Genomic DNA, 24,373 nt, shown 5'->3' with positions numbered 1-24,373 from the left:
TAATAGACAACAAGGAGAAAACAAAAATGAGTAAGATAGTGTTTTTAGATGTAGATGGAACATTAATTGATTATGAAACAAAATTACCAGCATCGGCTAGGCAAGCAGTAGATATTGCTAGAGCCAATGGTCATCAGGTCTATATTTGTACAGGATGTTCTAAAGATGAAATTCTACAAAGAAATCTATGTGATTTAGATGGCATGATTTTAGGTAATGGAACATATGTAGAAGATCATGATCAAGTCATTATGCATCGTGCTATGCCTTTAGAAGAAGTAAAAAAAGTAGTGCAGTGGTGTCGAGATAGAAACCTCGCCTTTTATCTAGAAACAAACAGTGGAGTTTACTGTAATGATCAAATGATACAAGATGGACCTGATGTTATGGTTAAATATGGTCAAGGTAAAGGGGCTGATTTATCGCAAGCTAAAGAAAAAGCAAATGAATTTATTGGTTCATTTACTTTAATTCATGGTGATGAATTTTATCGAGAAGATGTAAATAAAATAGATTTTATTATTAGAGATTATCAAGATCATTTAGATGCGATAAAAGATTTCCCTCATTTAGCACATAATACTTGGGGCGGTAAAGGGGAATTGGCTTTATTTAGCGATTTAGGACCAACAGGTATCAATAAAAAATATGCTATCGAAGTCCTATTAGATTATTTACATGCAGATAAAAAAGATACGATTTCTTTTGGTGATGCAAAAGTGGATTTATCAATGTTTGAATGTTGCGCTTATAATGTAGCTATGGGTAATGGTGGACCAGAGATTAAAGCGGCAGCTGATTATGTAACCAGTGATGTTAATGATGATGGTTTATATCATGCTTTTAAATATTTAAAATTAATATAGGAGAAAGAAATATGGGTAAAATTGTATTTTTAGATGTAGATGGAACATTAATTGATTATGAAGCAAAAATGCCAGCATCAGCTGGAAAAGCAGTAGATATGGCTAGGGCGAATGGACATAAAGTCTATATTTGTACAGGTTGTTCTAAAGCTGAAATTCTACAAAGAGATTTATGTGATTTAGATGGGATGATTGGTGGTAATGGAGCGTATGTAGAAGATCAAGGACATGTGGTCATGCACCAAGGTTTATCAAAAGAGGATGTAAAGAATATTGTTGATTGGTGTAATGAAAGACATATTGGTTTTTATTTAGAAGCCAATAGTGGGATGTATTGTAATGACTATATGTTAGAACAAGGACCAGAAACAATGGTGAAATATGCTCGAGGTAAAGGGGCTAATCTAGAAGATGCCAAAACTTCGGCTCAACACTTTATTGATGGTTTTATTCACTTACAAGGTCAAGATTTATACCGTGATGATGTCAATAAAATAAGTTTTATTTTAAGAACATATCAAGATCATTTAGATTCTAAAAAAGACTTTCCTCATTTAGTAGCGAATACTTGGGGAGGTAAAGGAGAAGTGGCATTATTTGGTGACTTAGGACCTACAGGTATTACTAAAAGACACGCTATTGAAGTCTTATTAGATTACTTACACGCAGATAAAAAAGATACGATTTCTTTTGGTGACGCTAAAATTGACTTATCAATGTTTGAATGTTGTAACTATAATGTAGCAATGGGTAATGGTGGACCTGAAATTAAAGCAGCAGCTGATTACATTACTGATGATGTCAATGAAGATGGTTTATATCATGCTTTTAAATATTTAAAATTAATCTAATCAAAGGATTGTTTGAAATAATAGATTTTGATAGAATAAATTTATAAAAGGGAGTAGCTTGCCGATTAACCGGTTCACTTCTTCGTCAGTACAGTTATAAAATTTATAGCTCGGAAAGTGATTGAATAGCGAGACTTTTACTGCAACGCAGTAGGAGTCCGCTTTTTTCATACCTACTGCAAAATAAAAAGAAGGGGGTCATTGTTATGATTAAACAAATTATTATTTTATTAGTAGGTTTTATTTTTCTGGTAAAAGGAGCTGATTGGTTTGTAGAGGGAGCAGCCAACATAGCAAGAAAATTGGGTATTCCCCAATTAATTATAGGACTTACTATTGTTGCTATGGGAACAAGTATGCCTGAAGCAGCAGTTAGTATTACAGCGGCCTTACAACAAAATGCCGGTATTACTATTGGAAATGTTGTAGGAAGTAATATCTTAAATATTTTTATTATATTAGGTATTACCTCGCTTATAACGAATGTGAAAATACATAAATCAACCATTCATTATGAAATTCCTTTTATGATTTTTATTACAATCATGCTTATTATCTTTGGTATTACTGATATGAAAATTACCTTTATTGAAGGTATATTCTTGTGGATACTTTTCTTAGCTTATCTTGTTTACTTATTTATCATGGCAAAAAATGGTGAAAATCAAGATGAAGAAAAGAATGTTCCTATCTGGAAATGTCTTGGTTTTATTCTTATTGGAGGAATTTTTGTTATTAAGGGTAGTGACTTTGCGGTAAGTGGAGCAAGTGCAATTGCAAGATATTTTGGAATGAGTGAAAGATTTATAGGTCTTACTATTGTTGCTTTTGGGACATCGCTCCCTGAACTTGTGACTTCGGTAACTGCCGCAAAAAGAGGAAATGCTGGAATTGCAATTGGAAATATTGTAGGAAGTAATATTTTTAATATTCTTTTTGTTATTGGAACAACGGCTCTTATTTGTAGTGTTCCTTTTGAAAGTAAATTTATTATTGACGGAATGATTGCTGTTGGAGCTGGCTTAGTTTTATGGTTTGGTACAATGAAACATCAAGAATTAAGAAAGCCTTGTGGTATTATCATGCTTCTTTGTTATATGTTTTATTTTATTTATTTGTGTTTGATGTAAATGTTATTTACAAATTGATAATAAAATCATTTAAGAAATGAGAATGGTCATTCATTCTCATTTTTTTATATTTATGAAATTTTTAAAATCATTAAACTACAGGTGAGGTGAGAAAATGAATAGAGAAAAACAAGTGATGATTTTACATAAAAAAGGTTATAACTGTGCTCAAGCCTTTTTAAGTTGTTATCAAGATACCTTAGATATTGATGAAAAGAAATTATTTAAAATGGTAGAAGGACTAGGCAGAGGAATTGCCGGATTAGAAGAAATATGTTGTATCCCAGTATTAATGGCTATGTTGACCTCTTATTTAGAAACCAGTGACGGAAGTCTTGATCATCCTCAATCTAAACTTAAAAGTTATGCTTGTGGTAAATGTTTAGCCATGGATTTTAAAGAACAAATAGGGGCGATACATTGCCATCGTATATTAGAAATCAATCAAGAAAGAAAAAGAGATTGTAGTGAAGTATTAAGACAAGGGGTCGCTATTTTAGACGAATGTCTAAAATAAAAAGAAGAACTAGTCTTCTTTCAATTTTTCTTCAATAATTTTATTATCAATCTCACGGTTCAATTCTACTCGTTTAGCGACATTGATTTTATAGTCAATGTTAGCTTGATAGTTTAATGAAAATAAACATGAATAAAGAATATCTAAAATCAGATGAATAGATTGTAATGAAGAAAATCCAGCAATCTTAGAAAATGATTTTTCACGAGTAGAGATATGAAGCGAAACATCAGCCAAATCAGATAAACTATTTTGTCCTAAACTGGTAATCGCAATTATAGGAACCTGATTTTCTTTTAAAAAGTGGGCTGTTTTTAATAAAGTAGGGGTTTCCCCAGAATAAGATAAACAAATAGCACATTCATCTTTGGTCGTCATAATAGCATCTTGAAACTGGTTATCCTGAACGGAGTGAATATATGCTGTTTTATGAATACGATTTAATTTGAAGACAAATTCTTCACCTGCATAGTTAAGATTTGCGATAGCAAAGACTTTAATAACTTTAGCTTTTCTTAAAATTTGAATGGCTTTTTGCAAAGAATCATGATGTAACAGGGATGCAGTATCTTTAGTACTTTCAATATGTAATTGAACAATCTTATGAGCTATATCCATCATTGTATCTTGATTTGTAAAAGGGTAGTTAGGATCAATATTTTGAAAGTGATTTTTAAGATAAATCACTTCATCTAAATAAGCTTCTTTCATCTCTAACCAACCATCAAAACCTAATTTATGGGCAATTCTTATTAAAGTAGAAGGGGCAGTATAAGTTTCATCACCAATCATTTTAGCCGAATAATCTTTAATATTTTCTTGTTGTTTTAAAATGAAATCAATGACGAGTTGTTCATTATGAGAAAACTTATATTCTTTCATCTTTTCTTGTAAAAGCATATCATCACCTCTTTTTCTATTATATAAAAAATGAAGGAGTAGATAAAATGAATTTTTTAAAACGTTACCAAAATAGTTATCTTAGTTATTTCCTTATGTATTTCTTCTTTTTCTTTTGTGTTGCTTTCTTTTCTGGTTTTATTTCAGTTTATTTAATGGATAAAGGTTTTAAAGCAACTCAAGTAAGTTTTGTCGTATCTTGTTCTTTTATATTATCGGTTGTTTTACAACCGATAATAGGGAAGATGAATGATTTATATGAATCAAGATATGTTAATAGTTTACTTTTATTAATAGCCGGTATGTTGAGTATCATTTTTATCTTTTTAGATAATCTTTATCTTATTGCTTTAGTTTATAGTTTGGTTTTATCGATGACGAATGGAACTAATCCCATTATTGAAAGAATGGCTATTCTTTCAAGATTCCCTTATGGCGCTATTAGAGTATGGGCAACGATAGGTTATGCTGTAGCGACAATGATTTCTGGTTTTCTTTACCAAAATATAGGAGCAGGAAGTTTATATGTCTTATTTACTATTGGTGAAATATTATGTGTAATTGGAATTTTAGGAACGAGAAGTATGCTTCCTGAAGTTACGGAAACTAAAAAGGTTTCAATGAAAGAAGTTTTTAAGATTAAACATATTCCTTATTATCTCATCATTGTATGTTTATTTTATGGTGTGACTAATGTTCATCATTTATATTTACCAGCGATGCTTAAATATAGTGGTTTAAAGATGGATGATGTTTCGATTGTCATTTTCTTTTCCACTTTATCAGAAGTACCGGTTATTTTATTATCGAAGTTTTATATGAATCGTTTTACAAATAAACAATTACTCATGAGTGTCTTTGTTTTATTAATTATTCAATTCTTTACTTTTAGTTTTATCACTTCTTTATGGATTCAAATTATCGTTGTCTTTTTAACTAAAACCGTTGCTACAATGGCTTTTGTGATGATCAATCTAAAAATCATAACCACCATTGTAATACCCACACTACAAAATACAGCACTATCTTTAGTATCTGCCTGTAAGAGTTTTGCTTCTATTGTTTTTCAATTATTAGCGGGATATATGATAGATTATTTATCTTATCAGAAGTTTTATCTTGTTTTATTTGTTTTTTCAATGATTGGTATGATTCTTATTTGTTTCTTTAAAGTACCAACCAATCAAAAACTCAAATTATTTCACTAGGAGGAACATATGTTAAAGAAATATAAAAATAGTTATTTAAGTTATTTTTTAATGTATAACTTTTATTATTTATCATGGGCTGTCTTTTCTGCGTTAATTTCAGTTTATTTATTAGATAAAGGTTTTAAAGCAAGTGAAGTCTCGCTGGTTGTTTCAACATCATTTTTAACCTCGATGTTAGCCCAACCTGTAATCGGGGTGTTAAGTGATCGTTATGATGTTAAAATTGTTAATCTGGTCTTGTTTATCCTTGCAGGGGTAGGTGGACTTTATTTTATGTATGCAAGTCATCTTATTTCCATTATTATTGGTTATAGTTTTGTGCTTACACTCATTAATGGAACTAATCCAGTTATGGAAAAGATTGCATCATCTTCACCTTATCAATATGGAAAAATTAGAATATGGGGAACGATAGGTTACGCTATTGGTTCATGGTTAGCAGGAACAATTTATGATTTCATTGCCCCTCAAGCTATTTTTGTATGTTTTATCATCACGATGATATTATGTATTATAGGTTTATTAGGAACACAAACGCCTCATGACTTAGTTAAAAAAGAAGTTACAAATGAAAAAGATCATCATTTAATTCATAATCATCAATATTTATATTATCTTGTTATCGCTTGTTTATTTCAAGGTCTAACAAATATGGCTAATACTTATATTCCTTCTATGTTTCATCATGAAGGATTAGCTGTAGGTGTAGTTTCAACAATCTTATCATTTGCTGTTTTATGTGAAGCACCTATTGTTTTATTTTCTCATAAATTCATGGATAAATTAGCTAATAAAAAATTACTGATTATTGCTTATATGATGATTATTGTTCAATTTTTATGTTATGCCTTTAACGTAGCCATGCCCTTTCAAGTTATTATCACGCTTCTTACAAAACATCCTTCAGGTATGTTGTTTATTATGATTAACTTAAAAGTAGTCAGTACATTAGTTGATGAAAAACATCAAATTACAGCATTAGCGATAGTTCAAACATTAAGAAACTTAAGTTCAATCGTTTTTCAAAATATAGCCGGTATGATTTTAGATGTTTCTACATATCAAATCTTATTTATGATATCGGTGATTATTTTAATCGTTGGTTTAGTATTGGTCTTATTCTTTAAAATACCTGATGGTAACAATCAAAAACTATTTAATTAAAAATATGATAGAATAATATCCAAGGAGGAATCCTCATGGATGAACAAATCATATATCAAGTATTAGAAACAGTAAGTGAAATACCAAAAGGTAAAGTAGCGACTTATGGTCAGATTGCTAGATTAATAGGTAGAGAAAAAAATAGTCGTTTAGTTGGTAAAATTCTTTCGATGTCATCGTATTATGGTAAGTATCCTTGTCATCGAGTGGTTAATCATGCAGGAAGACTTGTTCCTGGATGGGATGAACAAGCACAGTTATTAGAAAATGAGGGTGTCGTATTAAAAGATGAATATCATGTTGATTTAAAGAAATATCAGTGGAAATGTTAAAAAGACAAGAAATCTCATGAAAAGATAACTTGTCTTTTTTTATTTGACATTACTGTATTGCTTTAAGAAGTTCTTCAGGTGCCACACCAAATAGTTTTCCTAATGCAATTAAGTTGGTTGTACTTGGTGCACAAGCACCACTTTCCCACTTAGAAACCGCTTGTCGACTTACTCCTAAAGATTCAGCAACAAACTCTTGGGTCATTTTACAAGTCACACGATGTTGTTTTAAAACTTCACCAAGACTCTTGGCATTCTTCTCTTTTTCTTTTCTTACTGGGGCAGCTTTAGTGTATTTTCTTAGTGCCTTAATAATAAGATAAAGAAGATAAACTCCAATAGCGATAAGAATAAGCCAGATCATAAATACCAGATAAAATACAGGATATACATTCATTTTTGAAATTCTCCTTTCATTTTTACATGTTTATCATATTATTTTAGAGTAGGTTGCTCTACCAACTATGGCGCAACTTTTTGTTGCTTAGGACAATTTATATTTGTTAGAAGTATTATACTTCAATTTGATTAAGGAAATATGAAGAAAATGATATGTTAGACAATTTTAGAAACAGTATTTATAATAAAAATAAAGAGGTGAATAACATGGATGAAAAAGAAAAGATGAAGGCTGGATTATGGTATGACGCTAATAATGATCAAGAATTGGTTCAACAAAGATTAGTATGTCAGGATCTATGTTTTAAATTAAATCAATTAAAACCAAGTGACGTAAAAAGAGATGAAGTGATTAAAGAAATATTAGGGTATGAACCTAATGGTTTAGTATTACTTAGTCCTTTTACAGCTGATTATGGTAAAAATATAAAACTAGGTAATGATGTTTTTATTAATATTAATAATTATTTTATGGACGGAGCGACAATTGATATTGGCGATCATGTTTTCATTGGTCCATCATGTGGCTTTTATACAGCCAATCATCCTTTAGATTATCATCGTCGTAATCAAGGATTGGAAAAAGCATTACCTATTCAAGTAGGAGATAATTGTTGGTTTGGTGCCAATGTCTCAGTTATGCCAGGTGTAACCATTGGTGAAGGCTGTGTGATTGCGGCTGGAAGTGTCGTCACTAAAGATATGCCAGATAATAGTTTAATTGCTGGAGTACCGGCTAAAGTCATAAAATCAATAGAACAAAAATAAGTGTCATTCTTAGTGAATGGCACTTTTTAAATACTTTGTTTTATTGATTCACCTAAATAAGTTAAACTGCATTCAATACGAGCAGGAATTCAATGAAGTATATTAAAAAAATATTAAGAATTATACTAAGATATTCTTAATATTTTTTATGTAAAATGATTTTAGAAAATAGATAAGGTAAAAAAGGGGGATATTATATTGAATCTTGTTTTAAGTAGTCAATTAGGTGTTACTGTTCAACTTGGTATGTTTGATGCCATTAAAGATATGTTTTTTGTTAATCCTGTTTTTTTATTTGGAATCATTGTTATATGTATGATGGTTATGATCATTTATAAGAAAAATGGAATAATGCCCAAAGTGAAAACAGTGATTTTGTTATTGTTATTTTATTACTACTTATGTGTTATGCTAACAAATATAGTAGGTATTCCTTGTATTAGTGAATATATAAGAATGGCAAGATTAAAAGTGGGTATTTTTAATCCTCATATAAATTTGATGCCATTTATTGATGGATTGAGCTTAGGATTTTTAATGAATATCATTTTATTTATTCCTTTAGGTTTTTTATGTCCACTTATCGCTGAAAAATATCAACATATAAAAAATATACTACTCATTGGTTGTGGACTTTCTTTTTCAATAGAAATGGTTCAGTTATTTACTTTATATAGAGTAACAGACATAAATGATTTGCTTGCAAATGTGATGGGAACAGTTATAGGTTATTTTTGTTATAGGATTATACATAAGATAACAAAAAGTCATATCAAAACTCAGGATAATATGTGGTATGTTCCGGTTATTATCATTATAACTACGTTTATTTTAGGTTTTTTTAGATAAGTTATATCTAGGGTAGAAATCATATCAAATATATTATTTTTTGATGCTATAATAAACGATGAGGTGAATTTTATGGGATGGTTTGATTTCATTCAACTCATTATACTCTTATTGATGGGTTATGATTTATTTATACGTTTGATAAAAAATAAAAAATACTTATTAATTATACTTGTTATTCTTGCATGGTTGTTTATTGTTCAAAGAATCACTTTTGCTATCATGATGAATATTATCTTTATACTTGCATTATATGATTTAGTGACACTAATCATGAAAAAGACGAAGTATCATCATTATTTCAAGATGAATCTTAAAAAGATGGTAATTATTATTTGTTGTGGTCTTTTAATAAGTGGGTATGGTATTTATAATGCTCATCATATTGTCACAACACATTATGATATCACGATTGATAAAAAAGTAGATAAGACGAGGCTATTAGTGGCTTCGGATATTCATTTATCAACGGCTTTAAAACCACAAGATTTAAATAAACTGATTGAACAAACAAAAAAGTCTAAACCTGATGGTGTTGTTTTATTAGGGGATATCTATGATGAAAAAACGACAAAAGATGATTTTAAACAATCATTAAAGACTTGGAAAAAACTATCTCAGTTATGTCCTGTCTATTATGTCGAAGGAAATCATGAAATTGGTTTTCAAGGTGTCCAGCCTTTAAAACAATTACATGTTATTTCTCATTTAAAAAAGGTCGGGGTTCATGTATTAACAGATGAAGTAACTCAACTCAATTCATTATATCTTATTGGCAGACAAGATTATTCAATTAAAAATAGAAAGCCTTTAAAAAACATCATATCATCACTTGATAATCAACATGCTTTTATCTTATTAGATCATCAACCAAGAGATTATAAACTCAATAAGAAGTTAGGCATTGATCTTGAATTATCTGGGCATACACATGCAGGACAATTATTTCCTTTAAAACAAGTTTATGATTTATTGGGTATTAATGATTTAAATTATGGTTATAAAGATATGCAATCATTTCAGGCTATTGTGACTTCAGGAATGGGTTCATGGGGGTTTGCGATGAAAACATCAGGATATAGTGAAATGGTGATTGTAGATATTCAGGGAAAATAAAAGTTTTGCGATTGAAAATGAATAATTTTGTATAAAAAAACAACGATGACTCGTTGTTTAGCGAATATGTGATTTACCAATCATATAATCTATTTCTAATTCTAAAATGGTTGTCCCTTTTACCATTTGATCTTGATAAGGATGCTTTGGGGCTAAAGATGAAACAAGCTTCAATAAAGCATTCTTTTTTGTTTCAAAATCAGTAATTTCTTTTAAAGTACCATAAATAGCGACAGATTCATGATTATGAGTTCCGACTTCTTTGTTAATACCTAAATCACGAATAACAAGATAACTGACTCTTGAATTGATGCCCTTTAATTTAAAACCACTTTTTGCACAATGGAAATAAAGATGACCATCTAAAACAATATGATTTAAAGCAACGCTATAAGGTAAGTCGTTAACAGAAAAAGCAAGGACCCCATAAGTGATTTCATTAATTAATTGTTCACATTGTTTTAATGAAATAAGTTGTTTAGTTTTACGATTTTTTGTTGGTAAAGAAAACTTAAGTAATGATTCAAAGTCTTCTTGATAGTGCATAATATGACATCCTTCTACTGGAATAATATCTGTACCATCTTTAACGATAACCAAATAACGATAAGTAGGGTTAATAAGTTGATCTTGTCTAAAAATATAAATAAGATTGTCCTGATATGTATTGATAATTTCTTTCATAATTTTCTCCTTAAATATATGATAAAGAAAATCAACAAGATAAATCAAGTTTTTTATATTTTATTGTTTGATATATATTCACAAAGATCCAACAGGCACCACATGCAAGGGCAACACCTGCTAATCCATAACGACCAATAAGAAGATAAGATAAAATGATGCGGATAGTGACATGCATTGATGTTCTTTTAAAAGGGACATCAACACGACCAATCCCTCGATAAAAACCAACATAAGCATTACCGATAAAACAAAAGATATATAATAAACAAATAGTGACCATATAATGATAAGTTTCTTGAATAATCAGATGTTGACTTGCATCTACAAACAATAAGGTCATCGGTTGAGTAAGACATATCATAATAATGGAAAAGATTACAACAAACCCCATCATCAGTTTTAATCCTTTATAAAAACATTCTTTCGTTCTTTCAAGGTGATGACCTCCATAGTTTTGTCCTACCATAATTGAAATAGCGACACAACCACTATCACCAAATGAATTAATAAAACCTTCAATTCTTGAAGTAATCGCATAAGCAGTAATAATATGCATACCGGCACTATTGATTGCACCTTGAATAAGTAACTTACCTAAATACAAACTAGATTGATGTAAAGCAGAAATAAATCCATAATGAATGGTTGTTTTTAATAAAGGTTTAATATTCGTGATTTCATTAAAATGAAAACAAATAAAAGGATAACGATGCACTAAATAATAAGTACAAAATAAAGATGAAATAAATTGAGAAATAATAGTTGTAAAGGCTAGTGATTGAATACCTAAATGTAAGCCAATGACAAAGATACTATCTAAAACAATATTCATACCAATCGATAATCCTAAAATATAAAGAGCCATCTTAGAATCACCAAAAGCCCTTAATACCGAAGAACTCCAATTATAAATAAAAGTAACAAATAAAAAACAAATAATAATCATTAAATATTTCTTTACTAGATAGAAAATATCTAAAGGAGTAGCCAGTAATCTTAAAAACAAGTCTAAGTTAAAAATACCAATTAAAGATAAACTACCAACAAAGATGAAACCTACTAATAAAGAAATAAAGATTTCTTTTTTCATCCCTAATTCATTTCTTTCACCATAATACTGACAAAAAATAATTATCACGCCATTACAACAACCATTAATCATAAAGATAAACAGATTCATTATGCTTCCTGCTGTACCAATGGCACTAAAAGCATTTTGACTAATCCATTGACCAGCAATAAAACTATCAATTGTATTATAAAACTGTTGTAATATATTTCCTAAAATAAGCGGTATAGCTAAAAAGATAAGTTGTTTATAAATATTTCCTTTTGTTAGATCGTTCATATATTTCACTCCCAAAAAGAAGTATAAATAATGTAAATATGATTTTAAAATGCATAATTCAAATATAAAATATAAACTGTATTTTATATTTAAGGGAAAATAAGATGACGGAATTAGAATTAAAAGCATTTTTATGTATTATTAAAAATGGTTCTTTATCTAAGGCAGCAGAACAATTGTTTGTAACTCAACCGGCACTGAGTAGAAGAATCAAAAACTTAGAAAATGAACTTGGATATGCATTATTTATTAGAGGAAAAGGAAAAAGAAAAATTGAATTAACACAAGAAGGGGAAGCTTTTATCTCAGTTGCCCATAAATATTTAGAGTTATTTAAAGAAGCTAAACAGATAAAAAGTAAAACGCATAAAAAAGTATTTAATTTAGCTTCTATAGGTAGTGTGAGTACCTATTTATTGACAAACTTATTTCAAAGATTTATCAATGAAAATAATCATATTAAACTATGTTTTCGTTATTGTCATTTTATTGAAGCCTATCAATATGTAGCCGATAAACAGGTAGAAGTCGCATTAGTTTCCGACGACATGTATTATAAAAATATTGAAACAGTCCCTTTATTTAAAAACCCTATGGTTTTAGTATCAAAAAAAGAATATGCAACACCGATTCATCCTCGTATGTTAGATGTGAGTTATGAAATTAGAACTCCATGGACACCAGAATTTAATGCCTGGCATGATTACTGGTTTAAATCAACTGCCGATTATAAAGTGAGTATTGATCAAATGTCATTACTAGAATATTTTTTATCATTAGATCAGACTTGGGCTATTGTTCCTATCTCTATGGCAAAACAATTAAAAGATGTACATATCTATCCTATAGAAGAAGGTCCCCATGATCGTATTATCTATTATATAAAAAGAGTTGATTATCATCATGAAATCATAGATTTATTTTTAAAGGAACTTAAAGAGGAATTAAAGCAAATAGAAGAAATAGAATTATATTAAAAAATCATGGGTTAACCATGATTTTCTTTAATAATCTGAATAATATCTTTCACTTTTTGTGTATGTAAAAAATGATAATTGTATTACCTGTAGAAATAATAGCTTTGCTGTTTGAAAATATAGATATAGGATGTTGTTTATGTGATTAGATATGTTTTATAGGTGATATTTACTAAAAAAATGACAAAATAAGGTATATTTTATATAGAAGGGACGCTTTAAAAAAGATGAGAAAGGAAGATGCAAAATGAAGAAAATTATAATGAGTATTATTTGTTGTTTTTTATTTATATTTGGTTTTGGAAATATTAAAAAAGTTGAAGCTACAGTAAAACCACAATCAGTAGATGGAAAAACTGAATATTATGGTGCGATGGCGCTTGATGGCAATTGTTCAGCACATTTAGTAGCCTATGTTGAAATTACTTTTTATCAAAATACCTATTCTGGAGCCTATATGCAAGTCTCAAGAATAAGGACAAATTTTGAATCAAAGTGTGGAGGACAAAAGGGTAAAGTGACATCTACTGCTTCAGTAGGTACAAAAGTAAAACACGGATCAGATGTATATGTAACACAGTATTTTAAATGTCCAAAACATGGGAATAAAAGTGTAACAGCAAAAGTTGGAGGATGGTAATATGATTAAAAAGTTATCTCGAATTCTTGTTATTGTTTTTTGTCTTATGATTTCTTTTGGTTGTGCCTCAAATAAAGTGTCAGATAATGAAAAAGAAGTAAGAGAAACAGGTGTAGATAAAAGAGGAATAGTATATAAGAATAAGGATATATGGCTATATTGTGTGCATTTTACTGATGAAAAAGTGAATTCTTATTTATTAAAATATAATAGTCAAACCTTTGATAAAACATATGGCTTTACTTTATCTGATGGAGATACTGTTAATGTAAAAATAATAAAATCCAAAAAAGAAATAGTAAACCAAGCTGTTCGTGTTATTGTTGATGAGAAAAAAGACTATAATTTCCAAAATTTAAAAGCGTCTGATAAAGTAGATAAAGATTTAAAAGAAAATTATCGTTTTGTGATTACGCATAATGATAAAACTGCTGATTTTAAATTAAAGAAGCAGGAAAAGTAAAACAGGTTGATTAATGGTAGTAGGATAATAATGAAAAAGGATTCAACTTATAAATAGGTTTGAATTCTTTTTTATATGAAAAAAACGACACTTGTATTACAATAATAGTAATAAGGGGGATTCATGATGGATATAACACCAATAATGATAAAAATGATAAAAGAAGCTCATGGTCATCACCATGATATTAATCATTTTATGAAAGTGCATAGTTTTGCTAGAACAATAGGATTAAAAGAAAACTTACCTCAAGAATTACAAGATACATTAGAGTTAGCAGCGATTGTTCATGATATTGCTTGTCCATTATGTAGAGAAAAATATGGAAATACTCTGGGTAAGTATCAAGAACAAGAAGGAATGATTTTAACTCGTACATTTTTAGAAGAATTTGCTTTACCTGAAGAAATGGTAGAAAGAATTGTTTATCTGGTAGGACATCATCATACGCTTAATCAAATTGATGGTATAGATTATCAAATCTTGATAGAAGCAGATTATCTTGTTAATGCTGATGAAAGTCAATATCCAATACAAGCCATTCAAAATATGTATGATCAAGTTTTTAAAACAGCAACAGGAAAGCAACTATTAGAATACATATATTTAAAAAAAGATATCTAAGATATCTTTTTTAGTATTATAAATCTACACCGTAATCACTAACAATCACTTGCCCAGTTAATGGAGCAGCATCATCACTTGCTAAAAATAAAGCAACTTTAGCGACGTCTAAAGGACTGCAAGGTTGTAATGATAAATCGCTATGAGCAGACATAGCACCCATCATTTTCATATCCATAGTATCAGGTGTTAAACCTGCTGCCATGCTTGTTGTAATACTACCAGGACAAATCACATTACATCTAATTTTTTCTTTAGCAAAACGCATAGCTGTATGTTTGGTTACCCCGATAATAGCGGCTTTAGTAGAAACATAAACAGCACCACCAGCACCATATTGTCCAGCGACACTTGAAATATTAACGATTGAAGCGCCACTTGTCATCACCTTTAAAGCTTCTGACATACAATACATGGTTCCTTTTTGATTGATATCAATTACTTTATTTAAATCATCATAATCAATACGATCAATGGCATTTAATCCTTGATCTAAGACTCCAGCATTATTAATTAAAATATCTAATTGACCATATGTGTCTATAGTTGTTTTAATTAAGTTTTTAACATCATCAATTTTAGAAATATCAGTAGGAACTCCTAATACTTTTCCTCCTGCTTCCTCAATTTCTTTGGCTACTTCATCTAATGCTTGTTGACGTCTTGCAGAAATAACGACTGTTGCGCCTTCACTTGCAAATAACTTCGCAATTTCTTTACCAACCCCAGCATTTCCTCCTGTAATGATGGCTACTTTGTTTTCTAATTTTTTCATATGTATTTTCCTCCAATAGTGTCATTTTACCATATGGAAGCGCTTTTATAAAGAGGGTAAAACATTTGTTTTATTTTAAGATATTATACCTTTACTTTAACAAACTTTTACAAAATGCTCACAACATAATGTGTTATATGATGGGTAAAATGTTGTTTGTAAGGAGGAAGTGAATATGAAAAAAAGAATATCACTCATAATAAGTATTATTTGTATGATTGCATCAATTTCTACTATTGGTGGAACTGTTTATTACGCAAGTCAGCATCAAAATGTAAGTGTAGGTCAAAATACAAATGGAACACCGCCACAAATGCCAGGAAATAGTCAAAATGGTGGTGGACAAGCACCAAATGATTCTTCAAATCAACAAGGATCATCTAGTGATAGCCAATCTAGTCAAAATAATCAAACAGACCAAAATGGTAGTCAAGATAGTCAATCAAATCAAAATGGTCAAAATCAAGACAATCAAACTAATCAAAATAGTCCTTCTAGTATGCCAGGACAAAGTCAACAAAATGGTATGCAACCAAGTAATGGACAAGCGATGAATCAAAGTTCATCGTTATCGATATTACAAATTGTGTTAATTAGTGTAAGTAGTGCTGTCTTTATGTTAGCTTTAACTTATTTGATTATGTCTAAAGCCGGAACAAAAACATTAGGACAAACTTTTTCAGGGGCAAAACCAACTGCTCTTTATGCAATTATTAATGTAATTGGGACAATTGGTTTAGTTCTAGCAATTGTGCTTACAAGTAATTCCATGATAATGAATAATGGAGATCAAGGACAAAGTCAAATAACGCAGATAGATAGCGATGGTGTTGTTGATGTAACGAATGAAAAGAATTTAACTCATAAGACGATTACATCTTCATCAAGTGACCAATCAACAATTACGGTAAGTGATGGAGGCTCCTTAACAGCCTCCTCTTTAAAATTAAAGAAAACCGGTGATACTTCTAACACTGAAAATAGTGAGTTTTATGGTCTTAATGCTGGTGTTTTAGTACAAAAAGGAAGCAGTGCTACAATTAAAGATACAACTATAGAAACAAGTGCCAGTGGTGCTAATGCCCTTTTTGCTACAGGTGAAAATGCCAAAATTACTGTCAGCAATACCACAATTAAAACAACCGGAGATTCTTCTAGAGGATTAGATGCGACTTATGGAGGAACGATTAACGCCAATAAGGTCTCTATTTCAACTCAAGGAAGCCATTGTGCTGCATTAGCGACAGATCGTGGTGAAGGAACGATTACGGCTAAAAACTCTACTTTAAATACAGCCGGTAAAGGATCACCTTGTATTTATTCAACTGGTAAGATTACAGCAACAAACAGTCAAGGTTTAGCAACCAATTCTTCTTGTGCTGTCATTGAAGGGAAAAACAGTATTACTTTAAATAAAACAAAACTCACAAGTTATGGTATGGGAAGAACAGATGATGGTATTGATAATTGTGGGGTTATGATATATCAAAGTATGTCGGGTGATGCAAGTAGTGGTACCGGTACATTTAGTGCTAAAGATACAACTCTTTCAATATCTAAAAAATCAAGTGTTTATCAATCTTCCCCGATGTTTTTTGTAACCAATACGAATGCAGTTATTAATTTAGAAAATACGAAGTTAAATTATGGTAGTGGTACTTTATTAAAAGTAAGTGGCAATGATGGTGAATGGGGACAACAAGGAAGTAATGGTGGAACGGTTACTTTTAATGCAACTAATCAAACATTAACTGGTAATATTGAAGTTGATGCGATTTCTAGTGTAGATTTAGTATTAAAAAGCAGTACGTTAAAAGGAACGGTCAATAGTCAAAACACAGCTAAAGATGTGAATATATCATTAGATAGTACATCTTCATGGAATGTAACAGGTGATAGTTATATAACAACCCTTACTTTAGAAAATAATGACTTGTCATTAATTCAAGATAATGGGCATACAATCTATTATGATAGCAGTGCTAATAGTTGGTTAAATGGTCAAACAATCACATTATCAAATGGAGGTATTTTAACTCCAGCAAAATAAAGGCTTTCATGCCTTTTTTTGTTGCTTTTTGAAGTGGACAAAGTTACCATTATAGCGGAAGGTGTGAAAAGATGAAATTAGGAAATTTGGCAATAGGGAAAAGTGCGACTATTGTTTCTGTAGGGGGAACTGGCGCATTAAGGCAACATTTCTTAGATATGGGATTAATTCAAGGAACCAAAGTGACGGTAGTGAAATATGCCCCCATGGGGGATCCTATTGAAATTAAAATCCATGGTTATGAATTAACTATTCGTAAGGATGATGCTCAAAAAATAGAAGTTCAAGAAATAACGGATGAAAATCAAATTGAAGATGTGATTAATGAAAATAAATTAATCAAACAACATCCAGGATATGGAGAAAGTAATGAATCATTAAAAAAGAATCAAAAACCTGTTTATGGTGAAAATGAAAAACTAACATTTGCGTTAGTAGGGAATCAAAACTGTGGAAAAACAACATTATTCAACCAATTAACAGGATCTAACCAACACGTAGGGAACTTTCCTGGGGTTACTGTAGATCGAAAAGATGGGATAATTAAAGGTTATCCCCAAACTTTAATTACCGATTTACCGGGTATTTATTCTATGTCTCCTTATAGTAGTGAAGAAATTGTAACGAGAAACTTTTTATTAAAAGAAAAACCAAAAGCCATTATTGATATTGTTGACGCTACAAATATTGAAAGAAACTTATATCTTACCATGCAGTTAATTGAATTAGATATGCCGATGGTTGTAGCTTTAAATATGATGGATGAAATGCTAGGTAATGGAGGAACAGTGCTTATTAATGAACTAGAAGCCTTGTTAGGTGTTCCGGTTATTCCTATTTCAGCCGCTAAAGGAGAAGGAATAGAAGAATTAATTAGTCATGTTTTACATGTAGCCCGTTATCAAGAAAGACCACAAATCTTCAAACATGATCAAAATAAACGTGATCAAGCAGTAGAAAGATGTGTTCATGCGATAGAACATTTAATAGAAGATCATGCCCGTGATTCAGGGATTCCTTTACGCTTTGTAGCGACTAAATTAGCAGAAGGGGATCAACTCTTACTTGATCAATTAAACTTAAGTCAAAATGAAAAAGAAACTTTAGAACATATTAATATTCAATTAGAGGAAGAAAGTGGTTTAGACCGTTCAGCTGCCATAGCCAGTATGCGTTTTGGTTTTATTGGTGAAATATGCAAAGAAACTGTCAAAAAACCACATGAAAGTAAAGAACGTTTAAGAAGTCAAAGGATAGATAAGATCTTAACTGGTAAATATACTGGTATTCCGGCATTTATTGGTATTATGGCGATTGTGTTCTATTTAACTTTTAATGTTATTGGAGCCTTTTTACAAAATGTATTAGAGATGGGTGTGAACTATGTTACAGTATGCGCTGATCAGTTTCTAACAAGTATGAAAATCAATGAGGCTTTACATTCATTAATTATTGATGGTGTTTTTAATGGGGTAGGAACTGTTTTGAGTTTCTTACCAATTATTGTCACTTTATTCTTTTTCTTATCTATTTTAGAAGATAGTGGTTATATGGCGCGTGTTGCTTTTATTATGGATAAGCTACTAAGAAAGATTGGTTTATCCGGTAGAAGTATTGTACCGATGTTAATTGGCTTTGGTTGTACTGTACCAGGGGTGATGGCAAGTCGTACATTATCATCAAGACGAGATCGAAGAATGACCATTATTTTAACTCCATTTATGTCATGTTCAGCGAAGTTACCGATCTATGCTTTCTTTGCATCTATCTTTTTTCCGGGGAAAGGTGCATTATTGATGATCATGCTTTATGTTTTTGGTATTGTAATGGGAATTATTTTTGCATTGATTTTAAAAGGAACATACTTTAAAGGAGAACCTGTTCCGTTTGTTATGGAGTTACCTAATTATCGTATGCCTGGTATTAAAAATGTAAGTCAATTATTATGGGAAAAAGCAAAAGATTTCTTACAAAGAGCATTTACGGTTATCTTTGTGGCGACAGTAGTTATTTGGTTCTTACAAACATTTGATGTGCGTTTTAATATTGTAACGCAATCTAAAGATAGTATTTTAGCACTGATTGCTGGTTATATTGCGCCATTATTTAAACCTCTAGGATTTGGTGATTGGCGTATTTCTACAGCATTAATATCAGGATTTATGGCTAAAGAAAGTGTCGTATCGACATTATCTATTTTATATGGATCAACACAAGTCTTACTTGCATCTTTAACTTTACCTGCTGTTATTTCATTATTAATCTTTTGTTTACTTTATACACCATGTGTGGCAGCCATTGCCGCCATTAAAAGAGAACTAGGTGGTAAATGGGCATTGATTGTTGTCTTTGGGCAATGTGCGATTGCCTGGTTGGCTTCTTTTGTGGTTTATCATATGATATTATTTATATTTTAAATAAAAAAACAGCTTCAAGGTGGTGCTTGAAACTGTTTTTTTCAACTATTTATATATATTTAAGGGAAGGGAAAATTTATGAATAGTTTTTATATTGCTTGGTTCATCTCCTTTCACCTATGATAATAAAGAATAAATGTGAATTGAATTTAACTTTTTGATGTAATTATTTCGTTTAAATATCGCAAAATATGTTATGATACGCATAATAAAGGAGGAAGTAAAATGGAATATCAGTTATATCAAGACTTACCTCAAGAAGCCAAAAGAATTAGAGAATTAGTCTTTATGCAAGAACAAGGATTTCAAAATGAATTTGATAATTTAGATCATCATTGTTTTCATCTTGTATTATTTATAGATCATCAACATGTAGCTACATGTCGCTTTTATAAAGAAAATGAAGCTTACATTATTGGCAGAGTTGCAGTAATAAAAGAACTAAGAAAACAACATCTTGGGGGAAAGGTGTTACAATATGCTCAAGATGAAATAAAAAGATTAGGGGGACATGTCATCAAATTACATGCTCAAGTTCAAGCGATGCCTTTTTATCAAAAGTATGGATATGTAGGTTATGGAGAAATTGAAGATGATGAGGGATGCCCTCATATGTGGATGAAAAAAGAGGTTTAATATGCAATTAAAATATGTCAATCGTCAAGTTAGAAAAGAAATACAAGCTATTTATGAAGCTTCTTTTCCTGAAAATGAACGGGTTTCCTTTTCTCATTTATTAAAACAGGCTCGTCATCGCAACGCTTATTTTTATTATGCTTTGCATCATCATAAAAAAGTAGGCTTAATTTATTTAATCGAATATCAAGATATTGTTTTTATTTTTTACTTAGCGATAAAAGAAGAATATCGAGGACGTGGTCTAGGCAGTCAAATATTAAAGACAGTTTTAAACCATTATCCATATCATCGTATTATTTTAAATATTGAAGCCGGTGATGATGAAGAACAAGTAAAAAGAAGAGATTTCTATTTAAAGAATGGATTTGAATTAGCTGATTATCAAACAATTGAAAATAAAGTGATTTATCAAATGTTATATTTTCAAGGCTATGTAAGTAAAAAAGAATACTTTGAGATGGTCATAGATTATTTTGGTCAAGACGTCTTTAATCAATATTATGTAACAGGGGAGGATGAAGATGAATAAAGAACAAGACTTTACCCATGGTGTAATATGGAAACAATTATTATTTTTCTTTTTTCCTATCTTAATAGGAACTTTTTTTCAACAACTTTATAATACAGTTGATACGATTATTGTTGGTCAAGCATGTGGAACGAATGCTCTTGCGGCAGTAGGGTCCACAGGAAACTTAACCAATCTAATTGTTCAGTTCTATGTCGGTTTATCAACGGGAGCCTCAGTTGTCATTGCGCAGTTTTATGGGGCTCATGATGATCAAAAAGTATCACAGGCAGTGCATACATCTTATATGATGGCTTTTATTAGTGGGATTTTCATGATGTTATTTGGACTATTTTGTTCAAAAGCATGCTTATCCATGATTGGCGTACCTCAAGATATTTTAGGGGATTCTGCAATGTATATGTCACTTTATTTTTTAGGCATGATTCCCGGTGCTGTTTATAATATTGGTTCAGGTATTTTAAGAGCTGTAGGGGATTCTAAAAGACCACTATATTATTTAATTGTTTGTAGTATTGTCAATGTTGTTTTTGACTATATTTTTGTTGTGGTTTTACATATGGGTATTAAAGGAGCAGCCATTGCGACGATTATTGCCCAAACTGTATGTGCTATCTGTGTCACTGTACAATTATTAAGAAGTCAAACAAGTTTTCAATTAAAGACAAAACTCTTAAAAATTAATTTTCCTATTTTAAAGAAAATTATTAAAATTGGTGCTCCAGCAGGCATTCAATCTACGATGTATAGTATTGCTAATATATTATTACAAACAAAAATTAATGCTTTTGGAACGATGATTATCGCAACTTGGGCTGTTTATATTAAAATAGATGCTTTATTCTGGATGGTGATGGCAGCCATCGGGGCTTCGATTACAACCTTTGTTGGACAAAACTATGGAGCTAAAATATATTCTCGTATTAAACAGGGAGCCAGAACAGCATTAGTCATTGCTTTAACGATGGCAGTATCTTTAAGTTTAATTTTATGTTTTTCAGGTCCTTATATTACAAGATTATTCTCTAGTGATATGAAGATTGTGAGTGAATGTCAAAGTATCATGTTATTTTTAATGCCATTTTATTTTACATATTGTTGTGTAGAAATCTTTTCAGGAACAATGAGAGGAAGTGGGGAATCGTTTAAACCAATGGTATTAGTTTGTTTAGGTATTTGTGTACTAAGGGTTATTTGGATTACTTTTGTTTCACCATATTTTCCATCATTAAAAGGGGTTCTTGTTTCTTATCCAATTACTTGGACCTTTACATCTATTCTTTTTATTTTCTATTATCGTCATTTTAAAAAGACACATTTAAAGGAGTAAAATATGACCCAATTACCTGTTATCTTACATCAAAAACCTTTTACTATTTATAATCAAGATCAACATCTTTATCCTATTGTTGTATCTATGCCCCATAGTGGCACATGGCTTACCCAAAAGATGAAAGATCAACTTATTCAAGATGTTATCTTGCCTAATAATGATTGGTATATTCCGCAGGTGTATCATTTTTTAAAAGCAATGAAGATAACAGTCATTGAAAATCATATATCACGCTATGTCATTGATCCCAATCGTTCACTTCAAGATTGTTTGAATGACAGTTATAAAACGAATCTTATTTATACGCATACAACTTTAGATGATCCCATGTATTTACATCCTTTATCTCAAGATGAAATTGAACAAAGAATAAACTTATACTATCAGCCTTATCATCAAGCCATCAAAGATGCTTTAAGTGAAAAGAAAAAGTATTTTGATCATGTTTATCTCATTGATTTACATAGTTTTGGAGCAGATTTAGGATGTGATATTATCTTAGGTAATCGTAGACAAACAACAATGAATAAAACATTATTTAATTTTGTTCATCAAGAATTAGAAAAACAAGGTTTGAAAGTCATTGATAATGAGCCATTTCAAGGAGGCTATATAACACAAAGTCATGCTAGTCAAAGTGTCGAAACATTACAAATAGAAATGAGATATAAGAGTTATATTGCTGATAGATATTTTGGAAAGGAAGAATTTCCTGAGATTGATCAAGAACTGATGCAACAAACCAGTCTTAAACTTCAACAGTTTTTTCATTCTTTTATTCAATATATTCAATAAGGAGGGCTTATGGAAACACGTTTATTATACTATTTTTTAACGGTCGCTAAAGAAAAGAATATTACTAAAAGTGCTGAATTATTACATATTACCCAGCCCACGCTTTCTAGACAATTAACACAATTAGAAGAAAGTATTGGACAACAGCTTTTAATTAGAGGAAAAAAGGGAATTCAGTTAACTGAAGCTGGTAAACTATTTGAAAGAAGAGCGCAAGATATTTTAGATCTCATTGATAAAACAACTGCGGAACTGAATTATGAAGAAGAATTAGTAGGGACGATTTCTATTGGTACGGCTGATTGTCAGGCGTCAAATGAACTATTATCGCAATTAGTAAGTCATTGTCAAAAACAATATCCTCATATCTTATTTGATTTTTATTGTGCTGAAGCTAAATTAGTGATTGAAAAACTCAATCAAGGTTTAATAGATATCGGTTTATTATTAGAACCTGTTGATTTAGATGGCTTTGATTATATTCGTTTACCTTTTAAAGAAAAATGGGGTATTATGATTAATGCAGATCATCCACTTTCTAAAAAGGATGTATTACATCCTCAAGATCTTATTGATATTCCCTTATTCTTTAATATGAAAAGAGTATTAATTCAAGATGAAATAAGACATTGGGCTCAAGATTATTATAAAGATTATCATTTTATTGGTTCGTTCAATTTGAGTACCAACATGACATCCTTTATTGAAAAGAATTTAGGGGCTGCATTATGTGTAGAAGGAACATCAGCAAATCAATATTATCCACAAATTAAATTCGTTCCTATTGAACCGCCTATTTATTCCAATACAGTTATTGCCTGGAAAAAGAATCGTCCCCAAACAGCTATTATGAAAAAAATAATTGAATTATTTAATGAAATGAATAAGTAACAAGGTTACTTATTTTTTTGTATACATTCAATAATAATTTATTAAAACAATAAAAAGTTTTGACAAATAACAAAAACAAGTGTAAATTATGGGTATAGATGG

26 protein-coding genes are annotated in these 24,373 nt (G+C 30.4%); 21 read left to right on the top strand and 5 right to left on the bottom strand.

The window, feature by feature from the left end; genetic code table 11:
- Window positions 1-26 precede the first annotated feature (26 nt).
- The 4 genes from DWZ53_RS01580 (at window position 27) to DWZ53_RS01565 (ending at window position 3,364) form a co-directional block, all read left to right on the top strand.
- Complete coding sequence (locus DWZ53_RS01580) at window positions 27-866, top strand: HAD family hydrolase (RefSeq protein ID WP_118431338.1); 840 nt, start codon at window positions 27-29, stop codon at window positions 864-866.
- Between the two features lie 11 nt (window positions 867-877).
- On the top strand, window positions 878-1,717 hold the full coding sequence (locus tag DWZ53_RS01575; protein WP_118431336.1) for an HAD family hydrolase: 840 nt from the start codon (window positions 878-880) through the stop codon (window positions 1,715-1,717).
- 206 nt (window positions 1,718-1,923) lie between these two features.
- Window positions 1,924-2,847, top strand: a complete 924-nt coding sequence (locus tag DWZ53_RS01570) for a calcium/sodium antiporter (RefSeq protein WP_118431334.1) — start codon at window positions 1,924-1,926, stop codon at window positions 2,845-2,847.
- Window positions 2,848-2,962: 115 nt separating this feature from the next.
- Window positions 2,963-3,364, top strand: a complete 402-nt coding sequence (locus tag DWZ53_RS01565; protein ID WP_118431332.1) for a C-GCAxxG-C-C family protein — start codon at window positions 2,963-2,965, stop codon at window positions 3,362-3,364.
- 9 nt (window positions 3,365-3,373) lie between these two features.
- On the opposite strand, the gene DWZ53_RS01560 is transcribed toward DWZ53_RS01565, so the two are convergent.
- Complete coding sequence (locus DWZ53_RS01560) at window positions 3,374-4,264, bottom strand: MurR/RpiR family transcriptional regulator (RefSeq protein WP_118431330.1); 891 nt, start codon at window positions 4,262-4,264, stop codon at window positions 3,374-3,376.
- Window positions 4,265-4,311: 47 nt separating this feature from the next.
- Here DWZ53_RS01560 and DWZ53_RS01555 point away from each other — a divergent pair, with 47 nt between their 5' ends.
- Genes DWZ53_RS01555 through DWZ53_RS01545 form a run of 3 tightly spaced genes read left to right on the top strand, consistent with a single transcriptional unit; the run spans window position 4,312 to window position 6,971 of the window.
- On the top strand, window positions 4,312-5,472 hold the full coding sequence (locus DWZ53_RS01555) for an MFS transporter (protein ID WP_118431328.1): 1,161 nt from the start codon (window positions 4,312-4,314) through the stop codon (window positions 5,470-5,472).
- Window positions 5,473-5,481: 9 nt separating this feature from the next.
- Window positions 5,482-6,639: an MFS transporter gene (locus tag DWZ53_RS01550; RefSeq protein ID WP_118431326.1), complete on the top strand. Its 1,158-nt coding sequence runs from the start codon at window positions 5,482-5,484 to the stop codon at window positions 6,637-6,639.
- Between the two features lie 35 nt (window positions 6,640-6,674).
- On the top strand, window positions 6,675-6,971 hold the full coding sequence (locus DWZ53_RS01545; RefSeq protein ID WP_118431324.1) for an MGMT family protein: 297 nt from the start codon (window positions 6,675-6,677) through the stop codon (window positions 6,969-6,971).
- A 49-nt stretch (window positions 6,972-7,020) separates the two neighbouring features.
- Here the strand turns inward: DWZ53_RS01545 and DWZ53_RS01540 are convergent, their stop codons facing one another.
- Window positions 7,021-7,368: a helix-turn-helix domain-containing protein gene (locus DWZ53_RS01540; protein ID WP_118431322.1), complete on the bottom strand. Its 348-nt coding sequence runs from the start codon at window positions 7,366-7,368 to the stop codon at window positions 7,021-7,023.
- Between the two features lie 209 nt (window positions 7,369-7,577).
- Here DWZ53_RS01540 and DWZ53_RS01535 point away from each other — a divergent pair, with 209 nt between their 5' ends.
- The 3 genes from DWZ53_RS01535 (at window position 7,578) to DWZ53_RS01525 (ending at window position 10,103) form a co-directional block, all read left to right on the top strand.
- The gene (locus DWZ53_RS01535) at window positions 7,578-8,138 is read left to right on the top strand and encodes a sugar O-acetyltransferase (protein WP_118431320.1); all 561 of its coding nucleotides are present in this window, start codon (window positions 7,578-7,580) and stop codon (window positions 8,136-8,138) included.
- 198 nt (window positions 8,139-8,336) lie between these two features.
- Entirely contained in the window at window positions 8,337-8,987 is a 651-nt protein-coding gene (locus tag DWZ53_RS01530; protein ID WP_118431318.1) for a VanZ family protein, read from the top strand.
- 72 nt (window positions 8,988-9,059) lie between these two features.
- Window positions 9,060-10,103 (top strand): metallophosphoesterase, encoded by a 1,044-nt coding sequence (locus DWZ53_RS01525; protein ID WP_118431316.1) that lies wholly within the window; start codon window positions 9,060-9,062, stop codon window positions 10,101-10,103.
- A 57-nt stretch (window positions 10,104-10,160) separates the two neighbouring features.
- Here DWZ53_RS01525 and DWZ53_RS01520 read toward each other — a convergent pair whose 3' ends face one another.
- Window positions 10,161-10,787, bottom strand: coding sequence for a pyridoxamine 5'-phosphate oxidase family protein (locus tag DWZ53_RS01520; protein ID WP_118431314.1), 627 nt, complete (start codon window positions 10,785-10,787; stop codon window positions 10,161-10,163).
- Between the two features lie 31 nt (window positions 10,788-10,818).
- Window positions 10,819-12,138, bottom strand: coding sequence for an MATE family efflux transporter (locus DWZ53_RS01515; RefSeq protein WP_158568147.1), 1,320 nt, complete (start codon window positions 12,136-12,138; stop codon window positions 10,819-10,821).
- 104 nt (window positions 12,139-12,242) lie between these two features.
- Here DWZ53_RS01515 and DWZ53_RS01510 point away from each other — a divergent pair, with 104 nt between their 5' ends.
- The 4 genes from DWZ53_RS01510 (at window position 12,243) to DWZ53_RS01495 (ending at window position 14,842) form a co-directional block, all read left to right on the top strand.
- Complete coding sequence (locus tag DWZ53_RS01510; protein ID WP_118431310.1) at window positions 12,243-13,115, top strand: LysR family transcriptional regulator; 873 nt, start codon at window positions 12,243-12,245, stop codon at window positions 13,113-13,115.
- A 247-nt stretch (window positions 13,116-13,362) separates the two neighbouring features.
- On the top strand, window positions 13,363-13,755 hold the full coding sequence (locus DWZ53_RS01505; protein ID WP_118431308.1) for a hypothetical protein: 393 nt from the start codon (window positions 13,363-13,365) through the stop codon (window positions 13,753-13,755).
- A 1-nt stretch (window position 13,756) separates the two neighbouring features.
- Window positions 13,757-14,218 (top strand): hypothetical protein, encoded by a 462-nt coding sequence (locus DWZ53_RS01500; RefSeq protein ID WP_118431306.1) that lies wholly within the window; start codon window positions 13,757-13,759, stop codon window positions 14,216-14,218.
- Between the two features lie 123 nt (window positions 14,219-14,341).
- Window positions 14,342-14,842 (top strand): HD domain-containing protein, encoded by a 501-nt coding sequence (locus tag DWZ53_RS01495; protein WP_199589017.1) that lies wholly within the window; start codon window positions 14,342-14,344, stop codon window positions 14,840-14,842.
- Between the two features lie 16 nt (window positions 14,843-14,858).
- Here DWZ53_RS01495 and DWZ53_RS01490 read toward each other — a convergent pair whose 3' ends face one another.
- Complete coding sequence (locus tag DWZ53_RS01490; protein WP_118431302.1) at window positions 14,859-15,617, bottom strand: SDR family NAD(P)-dependent oxidoreductase; 759 nt, start codon at window positions 15,615-15,617, stop codon at window positions 14,859-14,861.
- Window positions 15,618-15,792: 175 nt separating this feature from the next.
- Between DWZ53_RS01490 and DWZ53_RS01485 the strand changes: the two genes are divergently transcribed.
- The 7 genes from DWZ53_RS01485 to DWZ53_RS01455 all read left to right on the top strand — a co-directional run bounded on the left by DWZ53_RS01485 (window position 15,793) and on the right by DWZ53_RS01455 (window position 24,271).
- Entirely contained in the window at window positions 15,793-17,667 is a 1,875-nt protein-coding gene (locus DWZ53_RS01485) for a hypothetical protein (RefSeq protein ID WP_118431300.1), read from the top strand.
- 71 nt (window positions 17,668-17,738) lie between these two features.
- Window positions 17,739-20,084, top strand: coding sequence for a ferrous iron transport protein B (feoB, locus tag DWZ53_RS01480; protein WP_118431298.1), 2,346 nt, complete (start codon window positions 17,739-17,741; stop codon window positions 20,082-20,084).
- 225 nt (window positions 20,085-20,309) lie between these two features.
- Window positions 20,310-20,720: a GNAT family N-acetyltransferase gene (locus DWZ53_RS01475; protein WP_118431296.1), complete on the top strand. Its 411-nt coding sequence runs from the start codon at window positions 20,310-20,312 to the stop codon at window positions 20,718-20,720.
- A gap of 1 nt (window position 20,721) precedes the next feature.
- Complete coding sequence (locus tag DWZ53_RS01470) at window positions 20,722-21,252, top strand: GNAT family N-acetyltransferase (protein ID WP_118431294.1); 531 nt, start codon at window positions 20,722-20,724, stop codon at window positions 21,250-21,252.
- Entirely contained in the window at window positions 21,245-22,582 is a 1,338-nt protein-coding gene (locus DWZ53_RS01465) for an MATE family efflux transporter (protein WP_118431292.1), read from the top strand. The genes DWZ53_RS01470 and DWZ53_RS01465 overlap by 8 nt, the downstream gene beginning before the upstream one ends.
- A gap of 3 nt (window positions 22,583-22,585) precedes the next feature.
- Window positions 22,586-23,380: an N-formylglutamate amidohydrolase gene (locus tag DWZ53_RS01460; RefSeq protein ID WP_118431290.1), complete on the top strand. Its 795-nt coding sequence runs from the start codon at window positions 22,586-22,588 to the stop codon at window positions 23,378-23,380.
- Window positions 23,381-23,389: 9 nt separating this feature from the next.
- Window positions 23,390-24,271: a LysR family transcriptional regulator gene (locus tag DWZ53_RS01455; RefSeq protein WP_118431288.1), complete on the top strand. Its 882-nt coding sequence runs from the start codon at window positions 23,390-23,392 to the stop codon at window positions 24,269-24,271.
- The last annotated feature ends 102 nt before the right edge of the window (window positions 24,272-24,373 follow it).

This window comes from Coprobacillus sp. AF33-1AC (assembly GCF_003475785.1).
Classification (GTDB): Bacteria; Bacillota_I; Bacilli_A; order Erysipelotrichales; family Coprobacillaceae; genus Faecalibacillus.
The sequence above is the reverse complement of the archived record's forward strand: the minus strand, read 5'-3'. Positions and strand labels throughout refer to the sequence as shown.